The 18,494-nt window shown below is 66.5% G+C and carries 14 protein-coding genes and 3 rRNA genes; 1 reads left to right on the forward strand and 16 read right to left on the reverse strand.

Annotated elements, in window-relative coordinates:
* Positions 1 to 116: 116 nt before the first annotated feature.
* The 10 genes from OG446_RS16335 to OG446_RS16380 all read right to left on the reverse strand — a co-directional run bounded on the left by OG446_RS16335 (position 117) and on the right by OG446_RS16380 (position 11,501).
* Complete coding sequence (locus tag OG446_RS16335; protein ID WP_003948845.1) at positions 117 to 215, reverse strand: 30S ribosomal protein bS22; 99 nt, start codon at positions 213 to 215, stop codon at positions 117 to 119.
* 110 nt (positions 216 to 325) lie between these two features.
* Entirely contained in the window at positions 326 to 538 is a 213-nt protein-coding gene (locus OG446_RS16340; protein WP_123460011.1) for a helix-turn-helix domain-containing protein, read from the reverse strand.
* Between the two features lie 128 nt (positions 539 to 666).
* Positions 667 to 1,482, reverse strand: coding sequence for a phosphatase (locus OG446_RS16345; protein ID WP_219573527.1), 816 nt, complete (start codon positions 1,480 to 1,482; stop codon positions 667 to 669).
* A gap of 94 nt (positions 1,483 to 1,576) precedes the next feature.
* Positions 1,577 to 2,746, reverse strand: coding sequence for an acetoin utilization protein AcuC (locus OG446_RS16350; RefSeq protein ID WP_328894742.1), 1,170 nt, complete (start codon positions 2,744 to 2,746; stop codon positions 1,577 to 1,579).
* The gene (locus OG446_RS16355) at positions 2,715 to 3,920 is read right to left on the reverse strand and encodes an MFS transporter (RefSeq protein ID WP_328894743.1); all 1,206 of its coding nucleotides are present in this window, start codon (positions 3,918 to 3,920) and stop codon (positions 2,715 to 2,717) included. Before OG446_RS16355 ends, OG446_RS16350 begins: the two co-directional genes overlap by 32 nt.
* Positions 3,921 to 3,962: 42 nt before the next feature.
* The gene (locus OG446_RS16360; protein WP_328894744.1) at positions 3,963 to 4,607 is read right to left on the reverse strand and encodes an HAD family hydrolase; all 645 of its coding nucleotides are present in this window, start codon (positions 4,605 to 4,607) and stop codon (positions 3,963 to 3,965) included.
* Positions 4,608 to 4,681: 74 nt separating this feature from the next.
* Positions 4,682 to 4,798, reverse strand: a 5S ribosomal RNA gene (rrf, locus tag OG446_RS16365).
* Positions 4,799 to 4,877: 79 nt separating this feature from the next.
* Positions 4,878 to 8,002, reverse strand: a 23S ribosomal RNA gene (locus tag OG446_RS16370).
* A 298-nt stretch (positions 8,003 to 8,300) separates the two neighbouring features.
* Positions 8,301 to 9,826 (reverse strand): 16S ribosomal RNA (locus OG446_RS16375).
* Together the 16S, 23S and 5S rRNA genes form the textbook arrangement of a ribosomal RNA operon.
* Positions 9,827 to 10,478: 652 nt before the next feature.
* Positions 10,479 to 11,501, reverse strand: a complete 1,023-nt coding sequence (locus OG446_RS16380; RefSeq protein ID WP_328894745.1) for a GlxA family transcriptional regulator — start codon at positions 11,499 to 11,501, stop codon at positions 10,479 to 10,481.
* A gap of 74 nt (positions 11,502 to 11,575) precedes the next feature.
* Here OG446_RS16380 and OG446_RS16385 point away from each other — a divergent pair, with 74 nt between their 5' ends.
* On the forward strand, positions 11,576 to 12,160 hold the full coding sequence (locus OG446_RS16385; protein WP_328894746.1) for a cysteine hydrolase family protein: 585 nt from the start codon (positions 11,576 to 11,578) through the stop codon (positions 12,158 to 12,160).
* A gap of 1 nt (position 12,161) precedes the next feature.
* Here OG446_RS16385 and proC read toward each other — a convergent pair whose 3' ends face one another.
* The 6 genes from proC to ilvD form a co-directional block, all read right to left on the reverse strand.
* On the reverse strand, positions 12,162 to 12,971 hold the full coding sequence (gene proC / locus OG446_RS16390) for a pyrroline-5-carboxylate reductase (RefSeq protein ID WP_328894747.1): 810 nt from the start codon (positions 12,969 to 12,971) through the stop codon (positions 12,162 to 12,164).
* A gap of 59 nt (positions 12,972 to 13,030) precedes the next feature.
* Entirely contained in the window at positions 13,031 to 13,798 is a 768-nt protein-coding gene (locus tag OG446_RS16395; RefSeq protein WP_328894748.1) for an ABC transporter permease, read from the reverse strand.
* Entirely contained in the window at positions 13,795 to 14,562 is a 768-nt protein-coding gene (locus OG446_RS16400) for an ABC transporter ATP-binding protein (RefSeq protein WP_328894749.1), read from the reverse strand. Before OG446_RS16400 ends, OG446_RS16395 begins: the two co-directional genes overlap by 4 nt.
* Before the next feature lie 59 nt (positions 14,563 to 14,621).
* A complete protein-coding gene (locus OG446_RS16405; protein WP_328894750.1) occupies positions 14,622 to 15,410 on the reverse strand; it encodes a class I SAM-dependent methyltransferase in 789 nt (262 codons plus the stop codon).
* 24 nt (positions 15,411 to 15,434) lie between these two features.
* Entirely contained in the window at positions 15,435 to 16,007 is a 573-nt protein-coding gene (locus OG446_RS16410; protein WP_328894751.1) for a hypothetical protein, read from the reverse strand.
* Positions 16,008 to 16,596: 589 nt separating this feature from the next.
* Entirely contained in the window at positions 16,597 to 18,447 is a 1,851-nt protein-coding gene (ilvD, locus tag OG446_RS16415; RefSeq protein ID WP_328894752.1) for a dihydroxy-acid dehydratase, read from the reverse strand.
* Between the last annotated feature and the right edge of the window lie 47 nt (positions 18,448 to 18,494).

The following is an 18,494-nucleotide window of genomic DNA, read 5'->3' on the forward strand; positions in this document are numbered from 1 at the left end:
TCTTGGCCCGAATGTGCGCACCCGCCGTCCACACCGCCGCGTACCGGGCCCGCACAGCACCGCAGCCCTCCCGCCTCATCGGCGAAAGGGCTGCGGATCTCACGAACTGCGTTCGCTTACTTCTTGTTGCGACGCTGAACGCGCGTGCGCTTGAGCAGCTTGCGGTGCTTCTTCTTGGCCATCCGCTTACGCCGCTTCTTGATAACAGAGCCCACGACTACCCTCGCTCACTTCTTCTTCACTGGTGCGGGGCGTCTGGGCCCACACGACCTACGTCGGCCTAGCCTACCCGCCACCGCGTGAGGTACGTAATCCGAGGGGAACGTCAGGCCGTCCCCACCCCCACGAAGGACTCGCGGAGATACTCGTGAACCGCTTGCTCCGGCACCCGGAAGGACCTTCCCACCCGGATCGCCGGCAGATGACCGCTGTGCACCAAGCGGTACACGGTCATCTTCGACACTCGCATGACCGAGGCGACTTCCGCCACGGTCAGAAACTTGACCTCGTTGAGAGGCCTCTCGCTGTCAGCAGCCATGACCCACCTGTACCTTCCGCACGAGACGCGCACCGGCTTCCCCTCCGGTGACTCTTCGTCGTTGTGCGCTCACTCCCCAGATTAGGGGCGGGTGATGCGAGTGGGGAAGAGGAGAGACGATCGGCCGCCTACTGTGACAGACACGCCCGATTGAGCACATAGCGCGTCAGCGGCAGGTAGTACGCGGACCGCACGCCGTCGTCGAGCGGAACGGCGACCGCCACCCGGCCCTCCGCCTCCCCGACGAACAGCGCCGGATCGTCCGTATCCGCCAGGCCGATCGCCTCGATGCCCAGCTGACCTGCCCCGCAGACCCAGCCGTGGTCCCCCACGACCAGTTCCGGCAGCGGCCCGCGGGCCTCCGCGGCAGCCTCCAGCGCCACCCTCAGCGGCAGCGGTGAGTGGGTGTGTGCGCCGGTGCCACCACCGGGCACCCGCGCGCCGGGTTCGCGCACCAGCGCGACTCCCCGTACGTAGTCGAGGTGGTACGTGCGTACCCCGAACCGGGTCGTTATGTCGATACGTCGCCCCTGCGCGGGGGTGAGTACGGCACACCCGACCGCCGACAGCGCGTCTGCCAGCGCTGCGTAGAAGCCGATCAGCCGATGCGGATGCCCCGTCCCGAACAGCACCGGCGCCCGCCGGACCGCCGCGTCCGACAAACGCTCGGCAAACGCGTCAAGACCCGCCATCGTCCGCTCCGGATCGATCACGTCGGGACCCGACACATGGGCCGGGTCGTCCGAGACCCCGCACTTGTCGGCCATGAGCCGCAGCAGGTCCCGCTCCCCCCACCCCCGTCCGGGGTCGAGTCCGAGCGTCACCCGCGGGTCCCTGGCCGCGAACAGCCGATAACTCCGCAGGCTCGTCTCCCGCGAGGTGGCCACGGGCCCGGCCAGCCGGGCCGCCAGCAGATGCGCACGCAGCGCTCCGGTGCTCAACACCCTGCCGATGCTCCCCCACCGCCGGCGCCCGGGGGCCAAAACCCGGATTCCGCCCCACAGTTGGCGTAACCGGAACGCGCCACCGTTCCGGCCGTCAGGTCAGCAGCCCCCGCAGCGGAAACGCCGCACGCCGGGTCGCGAGCACCGCCTGATCCAGCCGGTCCGCCGGGTCGTAACCGTCCTCCCACGCCTTCCACGACGGAGTACGCCCGTCCGTCATCCGGGCCGGGCCCAACTGCCGGGTCCTGGCGTAGACCTCGTCGCGCCAGGACGACGGGATCACCGACTCCGGATCCACGGGCGCGTGCGCGGCGATCCCCACCAGATGGGTCCAGGACCGCGGCACCACGTCCACCACCGCGTAACCGCCCCCGCCGAGCGCCACCCAGCGCCCGTCCGCGTACTCGTGCGCCAGATCGTGGCAGGCCGCCATCACGGCCCGCTGCGCGTCCAGCGACACGGCGAGATGGGCCAGCGGGTCCTCGAAGTGCGTGTCCGCCCCGTGCTGCGTCACCAGCACCTGCGGCCGGAAGTCCGCCAGCAGCTCCGGGACCACCGCGTGGAACGCCCGCAGCCATCCCGCGTCGCCCGTGCCGGCCGGCAGCGCCACATTGACCGCACCGCCCTCACCCGCCCCGGCACCGGTCTCCTCCGGCCACCCGGTCTGCGGGAACAGGGTGCGCGGGTGCTCGTGCAGCGAGACGGTCAGCACCCTCGGGTCCTCCCAGAACGCCGCCTGCACCCCGTCACCGTGATGCACGTCCACATCGACGTACGCGACCCGCTCCGCCCCCAGCTCCAGCAGCCGCGCGATGGCGAGCGCCGGATCGTTGTAGATGCAGAATCCCGCAGCGCCGCCGGGCATGGCGTGATGGAGCCCGCCGGAGAAGTTGACGGCGTGCCCGGTCTCGCCCCGCCACACGGCCTCGGCCGCCGCCACCGACTGTCCGGCGATCAGCGCCGAAACCTCGTGCATCCCCGCGAACGCCGGATCGTCCGTCGTCCCGATCCCGTACTTCTGGTCCGCGGCCCGGGGATCGGCGGACGCGGCCCGCACGGCCGCCACGTAGTCCGACCGGTGCACGAGCCGCAGCGTGGAGTCCCCGGCCGCCTTGGCCGCCACGACATCCACTGCACGGTCGAGACCGAACGCCCGTACCAGGCCCATCGTCAGGGCGAGCCTGACCGGGTCCATGGGATGACTGTCCCCGAAGTCGTATCCCGTTACTGCGTCATCCCACATCAACTGTGCGCGGCCGCTCATGCCCGCCACCGTATCGGGCAGGCTCCGGGCCGAACGACTTGGCGTACACCAGCGTCGCGAGCACCAGCACCATGGGCACGAGCATCGCGCCCCGGTAGCTCCACGCGTCCCCGAGCGCCCCCACCAGGGGCGAGCCGACAAGGAAACCCACGTAGTTGAAGATGTTCAGCCGGGCGATGGCGGTATCGCTCGCCCCGGGGAACATCCGCCCGGCGGCCGCGAAGGTCTGCGGCACGATCACGCAGAGCCCCAGCCCCAGCATGGTGAACCCGAGCATCCCCACCCAGGCCCCACCCGCGACGGCCACCACCCCGAACCCGGCAGCGGCCAGCACACTCCCGAACCGCACCACGGCCACGGCACCGAACCGCCGCACCCCGAAGTCCCCGACGGCCCGCCCCAGCAGCGTCGTCACCATGTAGACGTTGTACGGGACCGTCGAGAGCTGCTCCGAACTCCCCAGCACGTCCTGGAGGTACTTCGCACTCCAGTTGGAGACCGTCGAGTCCCCGATGTACGCGAAACACATCACCAGACAGAGCGGCATCAGGAGCTTGAACGAGACCGCCCCGGCCGCACCCCGCGCCGCACCCTGCTGCTGCTCGTCCTCCTGCTTCCCCTCGACGTACCACCGGCTCCCGACGAACGCGACGGGCAGCAGCACGACGACCACCGGAAGGTACGAGACCAGCAGCGAGAGATCCCAGTGCGCTCCGGCCCACGCCATGGACGCCCCGGCGATCCCGCCCAGGCTGTACGCGGCATGGAAGCCGAGCATGATGGAACGCCCGTACGCCCGCTGGAGACTGACCCCCATCATGTTCATGGAGGCGTCCAGCGCACCCACGGACAGCCCGAACACACCGAGCGCCAGGGCCGCTTCCCACACCTCGCTCCCGGCACCGACGCCGAGCAGCGCAAGCAGCACCACCGGCTGCGCCCACCGCAGGACGACCCTCGGTCGTACCCGTGCGACCACCTTCTCGGTGACCACGCTGCCCACACCGGCCAGGATCGGCACGGCGGCGAGGAACACGGGCAGCAGGCCGTCGGATATCCCGTACCGGTCCTGAATGGCGGGGATCCGGGTCACGAGGAGAGCGAAGGTGACGCCCTGCACGAAGAAGCTCAGTGCAAGGGAGGCTCTGCCGTGCCGCAAACGTGCGTCTGTCATGGGCGCGAGCGTAGGGCCAGTCTCTACCCATGGGTAGACGCGTCAGGCAAGCAATTCCCGCAGCTGTCCCATGTCGGAGAAATGCCCGGTCACACCGGCCAGCCGGTCCGCCGGCATCATCGACGTGAACCCGTACACGTCCATGCCCGCGGCCCGGGCCGCTTCCACGCCGAGCGGGCTGTCCTCGATGACGACGCACCGTTCGGGAGCGACACCCATCCGCTCGGCGGCGAAGAGGAACAGGTCGGGCGCCGGCTTCCCCCGGCCCACGTCCTCGGCCGAGAAGATCCACTCCTCCTCGAACCACTGATCGAGCCCGGTCCGGTGATGACTGACCCGGATCCGCTCGTGGCTGCTGGAGGAGGCGACGCAGTACGGGATCCCGTCGGCGACGAGCTCCCCCAGCACCTCCTGCACGCCGGGGACGGGTTCCAGCTCCCGCTGGAACGCGGCGAAGATCCGTGAGTGGAGCGTGTCGTCGAAGTCCGCGGGCAGCTTCTCCCCGCCCCGTTCCTCGACGAGGTCGTGCACGCGGTGCACGGCGGACCCCATGTAGTCGCGGAGGGACTCCTCGTACGAGGTGGGGTGACCGAGCTCTGTGAGGTAGCCGGCCAGGATGGTGTTGGAGATCGGCTCGCTGTCCACGAGCACACCGTCGTTGTCGAAGATGACCAGTTCGTAGCGCATGCCATGACCTTAAACGGTCGGAACGCAGAAAAGCCCCGTGCCACAAGGGCACGGGGCTTAACTATTCAAAAGGAGTTCGGCGGCGTCCTACTCTCCCACAGGGTCCCCCCTGCAGTACCATCGGCGCTGAAAGGCTTAGCTTCCGGGTTCGGAATGTAACCGGGCGTTTCCCTAACGCAATGACCACCGAAACACTATGAAATTAACCAACACCGGAAATAAACACGGCCGTTCGTTATTTCAGAACTAACACAGTGGACGCGAGCAACTGAGGACAAGCCCTCGGCCTATTAGTACCAGTCAGCTCCACCCGTTACCGGGCTTCCACATCTGGCCTATCAACCCAGTCGTCTACTGGGAGCCTTAACCCTTCAAGAGGGTGGGAATACTCATCTCGAAGCAGGCTTCCCGCTTAGATGCTTTCAGCGGTTATCCTTTCCGAACGTAGCCAACCAGCCATGCCCTTGGCAGGACAACTGGCACACCAGAGGTTCGTCCGTCCCGGTCCTCTCGTACTAGGGACAGCCCTTCTCAATATTCCTACGCGCACAGCGGATAGGGACCGAACTGTCTCACGACGTTCTAAACCCAGCTCGCGTACCGCTTTAATGGGCGAACAGCCCAACCCTTGGGACCGACTCCAGCCCCAGGATGCGACGAGCCGACATCGAGGTGCCAAACCATCCCGTCGATATGGACTCTTGGGGAAGATCAGCCTGTTATCCCCGGGGTACCTTTTATCCGTTGAGCGACAGCGCTTCCACAAGCCACTGCCGGATCACTAGTCCCGACTTTCGTCCCTGCTCGACCCGTCGGTCTCACAGTCAAGCTCCCTTGTGCACTTACACTCAACACCTGATTGCCAACCAGGCTGAGGGAACCTTTGGGCGCCTCCGTTACTCTTTAGGAGGCAACCGCCCCAGTTAAACTACCCATCAGACACTGTCCCTGATCCGGATCACGGACCCAGGTTAGACATCCAGCACGACCAGAGTGGTATTTCAACGACGACTCCACAACCACTGGCGTGGCCGCTTCAAAGTCTCCCACCTATCCTACACAAGCCGAACCGAACACCAATATCAAACTATAGTAAAGGTCCCGGGGTCTTTCCGTCCTGCTGCGCGAAACGAGCATCTTTACTCGTAGTGCAATTTCACCGGGCCTATGGTTGAGACAGTCGAGAAGTCGTTACGCCATTCGTGCAGGTCGGAACTTACCCGACAAGGAATTTCGCTACCTTAGGATGGTTATAGTTACCACCGCCGTTTACTGGCGCTTAAGTTCTCAGCTTCGCCGACCCGAAAGTCAGCTAACCGGTCCCCTTAACGTTCCAGCACCGGGCAGGCGTCAGTCCGTATACATCGCCTTACGGCTTCGCACGGACCTGTGTTTTTAGTAAACAGTCGCTTCTCGCTGGTCTCTGCGGCCACCCCCAGCTCAGGAAGCAAGTTCCCTCACCAGTGATGGCCCCCCTTCTCCCGAAGTTACGGGGGCATTTTGCCGAGTTCCTTAACCATAGTTCACCCGAACGCCTCGGTATTCTCTACCTGACCACCTGAGTCGGTTTAGGGTACGGGCCGCCATGAAACTCGCTAGAGGCTTTTCTCGACAGCATAGGATCATCCACTTCACCACAATCGGCTCGGCATCAGGTCTCAGCCTTAATGTGTGACGGATTTACCTACCACACGGCCTACACCCTTACCCCGGGACTACCACCGCCCGGGCTGGACTACCTTCCTGCGTCACCCCATCGCTTACCTAGTACAAGTCTGGTTCGTCGGCTCCACCACTACCCTCAACTCCGAAGAGATCGGGCCGGCTTCACGGACTTAGCATCGCCTGATTCAGTATTGGGCGTTTCAAAGCGGGTACCGGAATATCAACCGGTTGTCCATCGACTACGCCTGTCGGCCTCGCCTTAGGTCCCGACTTACCCTGGGCAGATCAGCTTGACCCAGGAACCCTTAGTCAATCGGCGCACACGTTTCTCACGTGTGTATCGCTACTCATGCCTGCATTCTCACTCGTGAACCGTCCACAACTCGCTTCCGCGGCTGCTTCACCCGGCACACGACGCTCCCCTACCCATCCCAGCCCCCGTTGGGGGTACATGCTGGAATGACACGACTTCGGCGGTACGCTTGAGCCCCGCTACATTGTCGGCGCGGAATCACTTGACCAGTGAGCTATTACGCACTCTTTCAAGGGTGGCTGCTTCTAAGCCAACCTCCTGGTTGTCTCTGCGACTCCACATCCTTTCCCACTTAGCGTACGCTTAGGGGCCTTAGTCGATGCTCTGGGCTGTTTCCCTCTCGACCATGGAGCTTATCCCCCACAGTCTCACTGCCGTGCTCTCACTTACCGGCATTCGGAGTTTGGCTAAGGTCAGTAACCCGGTAGGGCCCATCGCCTATCCAGTGCTCTACCTCCGGCAAGAAACACACGACGCTGCACCTAAATGCATTTCGGGGAGAACCAGCTATCACGGAGTTTGATTGGCCTTTCACCCCTAACCACAGGTCATCCCCCAGGTTTTCAACCCTGGTGGGTTCGGTCCTCCACGAAGTCTTACCTCCGCTTCAACCTGCCCATGGCTAGATCACTCCGCTTCGGGTCTTGAGCGCGCTACTAAATCGCCCTATTCGGACTCGCTTTCGCTACGGCTTCCCCACACGGGTTAACCTCGCAACACACCGCAAACTCGCAGGCTCATTCTTCAAAAGGCACGCAGTCACGACTGCATGTGCAAGCACATACAGCGACGCTCCCACGGCTTGTAGGCACACGGTTTCAGGTACTATTTCACTCCGCTCCCGCGGTACTTTTCACCATTCCCTCACGGTACTATCCGCTATCGGTCACCAGGGAATATTTAGGCTTAACGGGTGGTCCCGCCAGATTCACACGGGATTTCTCGGGCCCCGTGCTACTTGGGTGTCTCTTAAACGAGCCGTTAATGTTTCAGCTACGGGGGTCTTACCCTCTACGCCGGACCTTTCGCATGTCCTTCGCCTACATCAACGGTTTCTGACTCGTCTCACGGCCGGCAGACCATGAAAAAGAGATCCCACAACCCCGCATGCGCAACCCCTGCCGGGTATCACACGCATACGGTTTGGCCTGATCCAGTTTCGCTCGCCACTACTCCCGGAATCACGGTTGTTTTCTCTTCCTGAGGGTACTGAGATGTTTCACTTCCCCTCGTTCCCTCCACACTGCCTATGTGTTCAGCAGCGGGTGACAGCCCATGACGACTGCCGGGTTTCCCCATTCGGAAACCCCCGGATCAAAGCTTGGTTGACAGCTCCCCGGGGACTATCGTGGCCTCCCACGTCCTTCATCGGTTCCTGGTGCCAAGGCATCCACCGTGCGCCCTTAAAAACTTGGCCACAGATGCTCGCGTCCACTGTGCAGTTCTCAAACAACGACCAGCCACCCGTCACACACCACTTACGCAGTGCTTTACCGGGGCCGGCAACCGAAGGACGACCATGACGGCCGTACCTTCAGATACCCAACAGCGTGCCCGACACAGTCAACCCGTTTACGTGTTCCACGCCGAAGCAGTACTTACGAAAACCAGCCAACCGTGCCGAATAGTCAACGTTCCACCCATGAGCTAACCACCGCCGAACATTTGCCGGCGTAGTGGCTCTGGATTCCTTGCGGAATCTAGATGCTCCTTAGAAAGGAGGTGATCCAGCCGCACCTTCCGGTACGGCTACCTTGTTACGACTTCGTCCCAATCGCCAGTCCCACCTTCGACAGCTCCCTCCCACAAGGGGTTGGGCCACCGGCTTCGGGTGTTACCGACTTTCGTGACGTGACGGGCGGTGTGTACAAGGCCCGGGAACGTATTCACCGCAGCAATGCTGATCTGCGATTACTAGCAACTCCGACTTCATGGGGTCGAGTTGCAGACCCCAATCCGAACTGAGACCGGCTTTTTGAGATTCGCTCCGCCTCGCGGCATCGCAGCTCATTGTACCGGCCATTGTAGCACGTGTGCAGCCCAAGACATAAGGGGCATGATGACTTGACGTCGTCCCCACCTTCCTCCGAGTTGACCCCGGCAGTCTCCTGTGAGTCCCCATCACCCCGAAGGGCATGCTGGCAACACAGAACAAGGGTTGCGCTCGTTGCGGGACTTAACCCAACATCTCACGACACGAGCTGACGACAGCCATGCACCACCTGTCACCCGACCACAAGGGGGGCCGTATCTCTACGGCTTTCCGGGCGATGTCAAGCCTTGGTAAGGTTCTTCGCGTTGCGTCGAATTAAGCCACATGCTCCGCTGCTTGTGCGGGCCCCCGTCAATTCCTTTGAGTTTTAGCCTTGCGGCCGTACTCCCCAGGCGGGGAACTTAATGCGTTAGCTGCGGCACCGACGACGTGGAATGTCGCCAACACCTAGTTCCCAACGTTTACGGCGTGGACTACCAGGGTATCTAATCCTGTTCGCTCCCCACGCTTTCGCTCCTCAGCGTCAGTAATGGCCCAGAGATCCGCCTTCGCCACCGGTGTTCCTCCTGATATCTGCGCATTTCACCGCTACACCAGGAATTCCGATCTCCCCTACCACACTCTAGCCTGCCCGTATCGACTGCAGACCCGGGGTTAAGCCCCGGGCTTTCACAACCGACGCAACAAGCCGCCTACGAGCTCTTTACGCCCAATAATTCCGGACAACGCTTGCGCCCTACGTATTACCGCGGCTGCTGGCACGTAGTTAGCCGGCGCTTCTTCTGCAGGTACCGTCACTTTCGCTTCTTCCCTGCTGAAAGAGGTTTACAACCCGAAGGCCGTCATCCCTCACGCGGCGTCGCTGCATCAGGCTTTCGCCCATTGTGCAATATTCCCCACTGCTGCCTCCCGTAGGAGTCTGGGCCGTGTCTCAGTCCCAGTGTGGCCGGTCGCCCTCTCAGGCCGGCTACCCGTCGTCGCCTTGGTAGGCCATTACCCCACCAACTAGCTGATAGGCCGCGGGCTCATCCTTCACCGCCGGAGCTTTTAACCTTCCCCCATGAGAGGGAAAGTATTATCCGGTATTAGACCCCGTTTCCAGGGCTTGTCCCAGAGTGAAGGGCAGATTGCCCACGTGTTACTCACCCGTTCGCCACTAATCCACCCCGAAAGGCTTCATCGTTCGACTTGCATGTGTTAAGCACGCCGCCAGCGTTCGTCCTGAGCCAGGATCAAACTCTCCGTGAATGTTTTCCCGTAATCGGGTAGACACCACGAGAGCGGAACGACCAAGTCGGAATATGACCGGCCGTTCGCTATGTCCTCGCTGTGTGCATTGCCTACCAAGCCCGAAGACTTGTTAGGACTTTCAAAGGAACCTCGAACCTGCCGAAACAGGTCGGGGTATCAACATATCTGGCGTTGACTTTTGGCACGCTGTTGAGTTCTCAAGGAACGGACGCTTCCTTTGTACTCACCCTCAGAACATTTTCTGGGGCTTTCCTCCGGGCGCTTCCCTTCGGTCTTGCGTTTCCAACTCTATCAGACTCTTTCGTGTCCGATTCCCGGTCGAAGCGGGTCTCGCATTTCGCTTTCCAGTTCTTCGCTTTCGCGCTTTCCCTTTCCGGCGAGTCCGACTCTATCAGATCCTTTCGGGCCTGATTCCCAGTCAGCGGGGCTTGTCCTCGCGGCCGTTGGGCCGTTCCGACGAGTGAGACGTTAGCGGAATCCGGGGCCCCGACGCTAATCGGGGTCACGTTCCTTCGAACGCGGATTCCTCATTTCGCGAATGCGCACGCAGAGGCAGGCGACAGCTGTCGCTCGCTCGTTGTGGTTACTGCGGAATGGCTGTCCGGGGACCGACCGGGGTCGGCGCTCACGTCGGACAACTCGGAGCACACTACGGATGCGAGGTGGGCGTGTCAACCCCGGTCCCTGTCGGGGTGCGGTGGAAGGCGAGCCGGTAGTCGCGGGGGCTGGTGCCCAGGTGGGTGGCGAAGTGCTGGCGCATGGTGATCTCGCTGCCGAAGCCCGTGCGGCGGGCGACCTCGGGCAGCGGGAGGTCGGTGCGCTCCAGCAGCTTCTGAGCTGCTGCGATGCGCTGGGCGATCAGCCAGCGCAGTGGTGTGGTGCCGGTGCTCGCCTGGAAATGGCGGGCGAAGGAGCGCGGCGACATGCCGGCCCGGTCGGCCAGCTCCGCCACCGTGTGCGGATCCGCCAAGCGGGTCAGGGCGAAGGCGCGGACATCGGCGAGCGTGTCGGCATCGCGGTCGGTGTGCGGCGTGGGGTGCTCGATGAACTGAGCCTGTGTGCCGGTGCGGAAGGGGGCCGTGACCATCGAGCGTGCGATCGTCGCCGCCGCCTCGGCTCCGTGGGTCGTCCGTACGAGGTGGAGGCAGAGGTCGATACCGGCTGCCGTGCCGGCAGACGTCCAGAGATCGTCGTCGTGGACGAACAAGGCGTCCGGTACGACGGTCACCGCGGGATGACTGGTGCGCAGGAGCTCGGTGAGGTTCCAGTGGGTGACTGCCCGTCGGCCGTCCAGGAGACCCGCCTGGGCCAGGGTGAAGGCGCCTCCGCAGAGGGCCGCGATGGGCGTGGCACGGGCATGAGCGCGGCGCAGGGCCGCGAGGACCGGTTCCGGGGCCGGCGTCACATGGTCGTCGAGCCCCGGGACGACGATCAGGTCGGCGCGGGCCAGCCAGCTCAGCGTGCGGTCGGGAGTCAGGGAGAGGCCACCGCGCAACGGGATGGGGGCGTCGGTGGCCGCGGTGCGGCGCAGGTCGAACGGCGGGACTCCACGGTCCGTGCGGTCCACGCCCCAGACCTCCGTGATGACCGAGACATCGAACGCCCGGACACCGGGGAAGGAGACGAGGGCGATCCGGGTGGGGGCGGGACGAGGTGTCCCGGGCGTCTGCATGGTGGCAGTAAAGCATCGATCGATGGCTTTTTGACCTCTGGGCGGCCGAGGTCCCGGGCGGCAGGATCGTAGCCATGGAGATCACGGAGAACGCAGCGCTGGTCGTGGTGGATGTGCAGCAGGGATTCGAGGAGGAGGAGTACTGGGGGCCGCGGAACAATCCCGCGGCGGACGAGAACATCGCCGGGCTGATCGATGCCTGGCAGTCGAGCGGTCGGCCCGTCGTCTTCGTACGGCATGACTCGCCCAAGCCCGATTCGCCCTTGCGGGTGGGATACCCCGGGAACGACTTCAAGCCGTACGTGGAGGAGCGGCGGGGAAAGGGCGGCGGAGCGGAACTGTTCGTGACGAAGAGCGTGAACTCGGCGTTCTACGGGACACCGGATCTGGGGGCGTGGCTGGACGCCGCAGGAGTGCGGCAGATCGTGGTGGCCGGGATCCAGACCAATATGTGCGCGGAGACGACGGCGCGGATGGCGGGGAACCTGGGGTACGAGGTGTTCTTCGCGCTCGATGCGACGTACACCTTCGACGGGACCGGTCCGTGGGGGTGGACGCTCGGTGCGCAGGAGCTGGCGCGGGCCACCGCCGTGTCGTTGCACGGCGGTGGGTTCGCGAAGGTGGTGCGCAGTGCGGAGCTGATCGCTGCCGCGGGGTAGGTCAGCCGTTGCCGGAGGCCAGCTCGCGGCTGCGGTCGCGGGCCGCTTCGAGGGCGGCGATGAGCGCGGCGCGTACGCCGTGGTTCTCCAGTTCGCGGATGGCGCTGATCGTGGTGCCGGCCGGACTGGTGACGGCCTCACGGAGCTTGACCGGGTGCTCGCCGCTGTCGCGAAGCATCACGGCGGCGCCGATGGCGGCCTGCACGATGAGGTCGTGGGCCTGGGCGCGGGGCAGCCCCAGCAGGATGCCGGCGTCCGTCATCGCCTCGACGAGGAAGTAGAAGTAGGCGGGGCCCGAGCCGGACAGGGCGGTGGCCGCGTCCTGCTGGGACTCGGGGACGCGCAGGGTCTTGCCGACGCCTCCGAAGATCGACTCAGCCGTGGCGAGGTGTTCGGTGGTGGCGTGGCTGCCCGCGGAGATGACGGACATGCCCTCGTCGACCAGGACGGGGGTGTTCGGCATGACGCGGACCACCGGGGTGCCGGTGGTGAGGCGCTCCTCGATGAAGGCGGTCGTGATGCCGGCCGCGGCGCTGATGACCAGGCGGTCCGCTGTGATGTGTGCGGAGAGTTCGTCCAGGAGGCGGCCCATGTCCTGGGGCTTGACCGCGAGGATGAGGATGTCGGCGCGCTTGGCGGCCTCCGCGTTGGTGACCGCGTCGACGCCGTAGCGGTCGTGCAGCTCGGCGGCACGCTCGGAGCGGCGGGTGGTGACCAGCAGGTTCGCCGGACGCCAGCCGGCCCGGATCATGCCGCTGAGCAGGGCCTCGCCGATCTTGCCGGTGCCGAGGACTGCAACTGTCTGGGTCATGCGCTTCACCCTCCGGGCGGTGCTCACGGTTCTCGTGGCGTCATCCTCGCACCGGCCCGTCAGGTGGTGCGGCGGCGGAGGGTGGCTGCGCCGAGACCGAGGACGAGGAGGGCGCAGCCGGCCACGATCACGACGTCACGGATGAAGTCCCCCGTGACGTCGGTGTGGTGGAGGACCTCGTTCATGCCGTCGACGGCGTACGACATGGGCAGGACGTTCGAGATCGCTTCGAGGACGGGAGCCATCTGATCCCGGGCGATGAAGAGTCCGCAGAGCAGGAGCTGCGGAAAGATCACGGCCGGCATGAACTGGACTGCCTGGAACTCGGACGCCGCGAAGGCCGAGACGAACAGGCCGAGCGCCGTGCCGAGCAGGGCGTCGAGCAGGGCGACCAGGAGCAGCAGCCACGGCGAACCGGTGACGTCCAGGCCGAGGGCCCAGACCGAGAGGGCCGTGGCCAGGAGCGACTGGACGATGGCGACGGCCCCGAAGGCCAGCGCGTAGCCGGCGATCAGGTCGCCCTTGCCGAGCGGCATGGCGAGGAGGCGCTCCAGGGTGCCCGAGGTGCGCTCGCGCAGGGTGGCGATCGAGGTCACCAGGAACATCGTGATCAGCGGGAAGATGCCGAGGAGCGAGGCGCCGATGGAGTCGAACGTCTGCGGGCTCCCGTCGAACACGTACCGCAGCAGCGTGATCATCAGGACCGGGATCAGCAGCAGGAGCGCGACCGTGCGCGGGTCGTGCGTCAGCTGGCGCAGGACCCGGCCGGCGGTGGCGAGGGTGCGGGCCGCGCTCAGGGGCGGGGTGGCGGTGGTCGTCGTACTCATCGGGCGTTCTCCTGACGGGTGGCGGCCGCGTCGACCAGGTGGAGGAAGGCTTCTTCGACGGTGTCGGTGCCGGCGCCCCGGCGCAGGGCCTCGGGGGTGTCGTCGGCGAGGATCTCGCCTTCGCGCATCAGGAGCAGCCGGTGGCAGCGCTCGGCCTCGTCCATGACGTGGGAGGAGACGAGCAGGGTCGTGCCGCGGTCGGCGGCGAGGCCGTGGAAGAGGCTCCAGAGGTCGCGCCGGAGCACCGGGTCGAGGCCGACGGTGGGTTCGTCGAGGACGAGGAGTTCGGGGGTGCCGAGCAGCGCGACGGCGAGGGAGACGCGGGTGCGCTGACCGCCGGAGAGGGTGCCCGCGAGGTCGCCGGCGTGGCTGCTCAGGTCCACCTCGGTGATCGCGCGGGCAACGGCCGCGCGGCGGTCCTCCCGATGCCGGCGGCCCGGCTGGAGGATCGCCGCGAAGTAGTCGAGGTTCTGCCGGACGGTGAGGTCGGTGTAGACGGACGGGGCCTGGGTGACGTACCCGATCCGTGGGCGGAGGCTCGGGTGGCCCGCCGGGCTGCCCAGGACGTCGAGGGTGCCGGTGACCTTGGCCTGGGTGCCGACGACGGCCCGCATCAGGGTGGATTTGCCGCAGCCGGAGGGGCCGAGGAGGCCCGTGATCCTGCCGGGTTCGACGGTGAAGTCGAGGCCTTTCAGGACGGTGCGGCTGCCTCGTACGACGGTGAGGCCACGGGCCTCGATGGCGACGCCCGAAGAATTCATCATGTGATGAATTCTGGTCCCGGTGAGGCGGCGCCGTCAAGGGACCGGGCGGGGTGGGGCGGTCAGCGGGCGGCCACGTTCAGGTCGACGACGTACGCCTCCTCCACCGCGCCGTCCGGGAAGAGCGGCGTGAGGCGCTCGCGTTCTTCGGCGAGGAAGCGCCGGGTGGGTTCCGCGCCGAGGACCAGGAACGCGGAGTGGCTGCCGAGGTTGGCGAGGTGGGTGGCCAGGGGGATGCGCCGGGTCCAGGGGATGCGCCGGTGCACGAAGGCGAGCTCGGGCAGCAGACCGCGGGTGCGGGCGGGCGAGCCGTGGGCGCTTTCGTCCTCGGCCCCGGCTTCGTCGCGGAAGAAGCGGCGCAGCCGGGTGTCCTGGTCGGCGACCCATGGGACGGCGTGGTCGGCGACGTTCCACCAGAGAGCGAGCGCGCCGCCCGGACGCAGGACGCGCAGGGCCTCGGGGGTGGAGCGGGCGCGGTCGGTCCAGTGGTACGACTGCGCGTACGTGATCAGGTCGGCCGAGGCGTCGGCGAAGGGGAGGCCGTTGCCGTCGGCCCGCACCAGCGGAACGTGCGGGAGGGACCGGCGCAGTTCGGCCGCCATGCCGGGCCCCGGCTCCACGGCGACGACGCGGGCGCCGCGTTCATGGAGGCGTCGGGTGGAGATTCCGGTGCCCGCGCCCACGTCGAGCGTGCGGGCGCCGCGCAGGGGCAGGCCCGCGAGCTCCTCGACGGCATCGAACAGGGCGGCCGGGTAGCCGGGGCGGGCAGCGGCGTACTGGGCGGCCGCCCCGTCGAAGGACAGGGCGCGCGAGGGGCGCGCGGCGCGTTCCGGGGAGTCCGTTTCGGTCATGGGGCCATCGTGGCCCCGCAGGGCCTACTTGCGCCGGGACTTCTTCGCCCGGGGCGCCTTGCGTGCCGCCGGATTGCCGGTCCGGGAGGAACGGCGCTTCGCGAACCGGACCTGGGCCGCCTCGTACTCCGCGCGGCGGAGCTTCTCGCCCGGCGCCTCGGTGAACGTACGGAAGAAGTACGCGAGGAGCGAGCCGATGAAGCCGATGGTCTTGAGGCCGCGCAGCGTGTCCTCGCGGGCCGGATCGGCCGGGCGGCGGCTGAAGCCCTCCCACGTCTTACGGAACGCGACGGCGCTGCAGATGGCGAACATCAGGACGACCAGCAGGCCGACGAAGCTGCCGACATCGGCGATCTCCAGGCCCTGGTAGGCGAAGCGGAGCACGAAGCAGGAGGCGACCGCGGCGGCGAGCGATCCGATGGCGACTCCGGCCCGGCGGAGCCCGTAGTTGCCGTCGTGGGCGACCCAGGTCGTGCCGAAGAAGCGGATGGGCTCGGGCTGCGGGCCGGGGGCGGTCGCGGGGGTGCTGGTGGGCGTCGCGCCGGACTCGGGGGTGCCGGGAGCCGTGCCGTCGGGGGTGTCGCTGTTCTCGGTCACGCGACCGATTGTCCCAGGGTCGGGGCGAAGTCCGGAGCAACCGTGCGGATCCCCTCGCGGGGTGCGGATCCCCTCGCGGGGTGCGGATCCCCTCGCGGGGTGCGGGTGCCCCCGGTGGGTGCGGGTCCCCTCGCGGGGTGCGGGTGCGCCCGGTGGGTGCGGGTGCGCCCCTGTCCGGTGGGCGGGGGTGGGGTCCCTCCGGGGAGACTCCTCAAAAATGGCGTGTGCACCCCGGTACGCGAACGACCCGGGTCGTACGCCATTTTCTGCGGGGACTCCCCTGCACGCCCCCACCCGGCATCGCCTGCGTCTGCACGCCGGTGGGACTGCTGTCGCAGACGCAAGGCGGCCGGTCCGGGGCCGTGCAGGGGAGTCCCCGCAGGACGACGAACGGATACCGGGGTCCGCTGCGTGGGACTGGAAACGTTCGTCGTTTGAGGAGACGCCCCGGAGGGGCACCGGACCCCACCCGGGGGTCAAGGCGCACCCCGCGGGGCACCCGCACAACTCAAGCCCGTCCGGCGATTGAGGACGGAACCCCGCACCACAGCACCCCGCACCCCGCAGGGGACCCGCGGAAGCGGGTGGCTCAGCCCAGCTTGGAGACGTCGCGGACGGCGCCGCGGTCCGCGCTCGTCGCCATGGCCGCGTAGGCGCGCAGCGCCGCCGAGACCTTGCGCTCGCGGTTCTTCGGCGCGTACACGCCGTTCAGCGCCTCACGTCGGGTGGCGAGCTCGTCGTCGGAGACGAGGAGCTCGATCGAACGGTTCGGGATGTCGATCCGGATCCGGTCTCCGTCCTCGACCAGCGCGATCGTGCCGCCGGACGCCGCCTCGGGCGAGGCGTGGCCGATGGACAGGCCCGACGTACCGCCGGAGAAGCGGCCGTCGGTGATCAGCGCGCAGGTCTTGCCGAGGCCGCGGCCCTTGAGGAAGGAGGTGGGGTAGAGCATCTCCTGCATGCCGGGGCCGCCGCGCGGGCCCTCGTAACGGATGACGACGACGTCGCCGTGCGTGATCTCCTTGCGGAGGATCTTGTCGACGGCGTCCTCCTGGGACTCGCAGACGACCGCCGGACCCTCGAAGGTCCAGATCGACTCGTCGACGCCGGCCGTCTTCACGACGCAGCCGTCCACGGCGATGTTCCCCTTGAGGACCGCGAGGCCGCCGTCCTTGGAGTACGCGTGCGCCACGTCGCGGATGCAGCCGCCGGCCGCGTCCAGGTCGAGGGTGTCCCAGCGCTCGGACTGCGAGAAGGCGGTCGCGGAGCGGACGCAACCCGGGGCCGCGTGCCACAGCTCGACGGCCTCGGGGGACGGCGAGCCGCCGCGGATGTCCCAGTTCTTGAGCCACTCGGCGAGCGTGTCGGAGTGCACCGAGTGCACGTCCTCGTTCAGCAGACCGCCGCGGTGGAGCTCACCGAGGAGGGCGGGGATGCCGCCGGCCCGGTGGACGTCCTCCATGTAGTACGTACCGCCGGGGGCCACGTTGGGAGCGACCTTGGACAGGCACGGGACCCGGCGCGAGACCTCGTTGATGTCGTCGAGGTTGTACGCCAGCTCCGCCTCCTCGGCGGCGGCCAGCAGGTGCAGGATCGTGTTGGTCGAGCCGCCCATGGCGATGTCCAGCGCCATCGCGTTGTCGAACGCGGCGCGGGTGCCGATGGAGCGCGGCAGGACCGTCTCGTCGTCCTGCTCGTAGTAGCGCTTGGTGATCTCGACGACCGTGCGGCCGGCGTCCTCGTACAGCGCCCTGCGGGCGGTGTGCGTGGCGAGGACGGAGCCGTTGCCGGGGAGGGAGAGGCCGAGGACCTCGGTCAGGCAGTTCATCGAGTTGGCGGTGAACATGCCGGAACAGCTGCCGCAGGTGGGGCAGGCGTTCTCCTCGATACGGAGGATGTCCTCGTCGGAGATGCTCTCGTCGACCGCGTCACTGATCGCGTTGACCAGGTCGAGCTTGCGGACCGTGCCGTCCACGAGGGTGGCCTTGCCGGCCTCCATCGGACCGCCGGAGACGAAGACCGTGGGGATGTTGAGGCGCATCGCGGCCATCAGCATGCCCGGGGTGATCTTGTCGCAGTTCGAGATGCAGATCAGCGCGTCGGCGCAGTGCGCCTCGACCATGTACTCCACGCTGTCGGCGATGAGATCGCGGGAGGGCAGGCTGTAGAGCATGCCGCCGTGGCCCATGGCGATGCCGTCGTCCACCGCGATGGTGTTGAACTCGCGGGGCACCGCGCCCGCCGCCTTGATCGCGTCGGAGACGATCCGGCCGACGGGGGCGAGGTGGGTGTGGCCCGGGACGAACTCCGTGAAGGAGTTGGCGACCGCGATGATCGGCTTGCCGATGTCCTCGCTCGCTACGCCCGAGGCGCGCATAAGGGCGCGCGCGCCCGCCATGTTGCGTCCGTGGGTGACTGTGCGGGACCTCAGCTGGGGCATCGTCTCTCGCTCCTTCGACAGAAAAGACTGCCTCCGAGCGTACGCCT

The sequence above is a fragment of the Streptomyces sp. NBC_00236 genome (assembly GCF_036195045.1).
Taxonomy (GTDB): Bacteria; Actinomycetota; Actinomycetes; order Streptomycetales; family Streptomycetaceae; genus Streptomyces.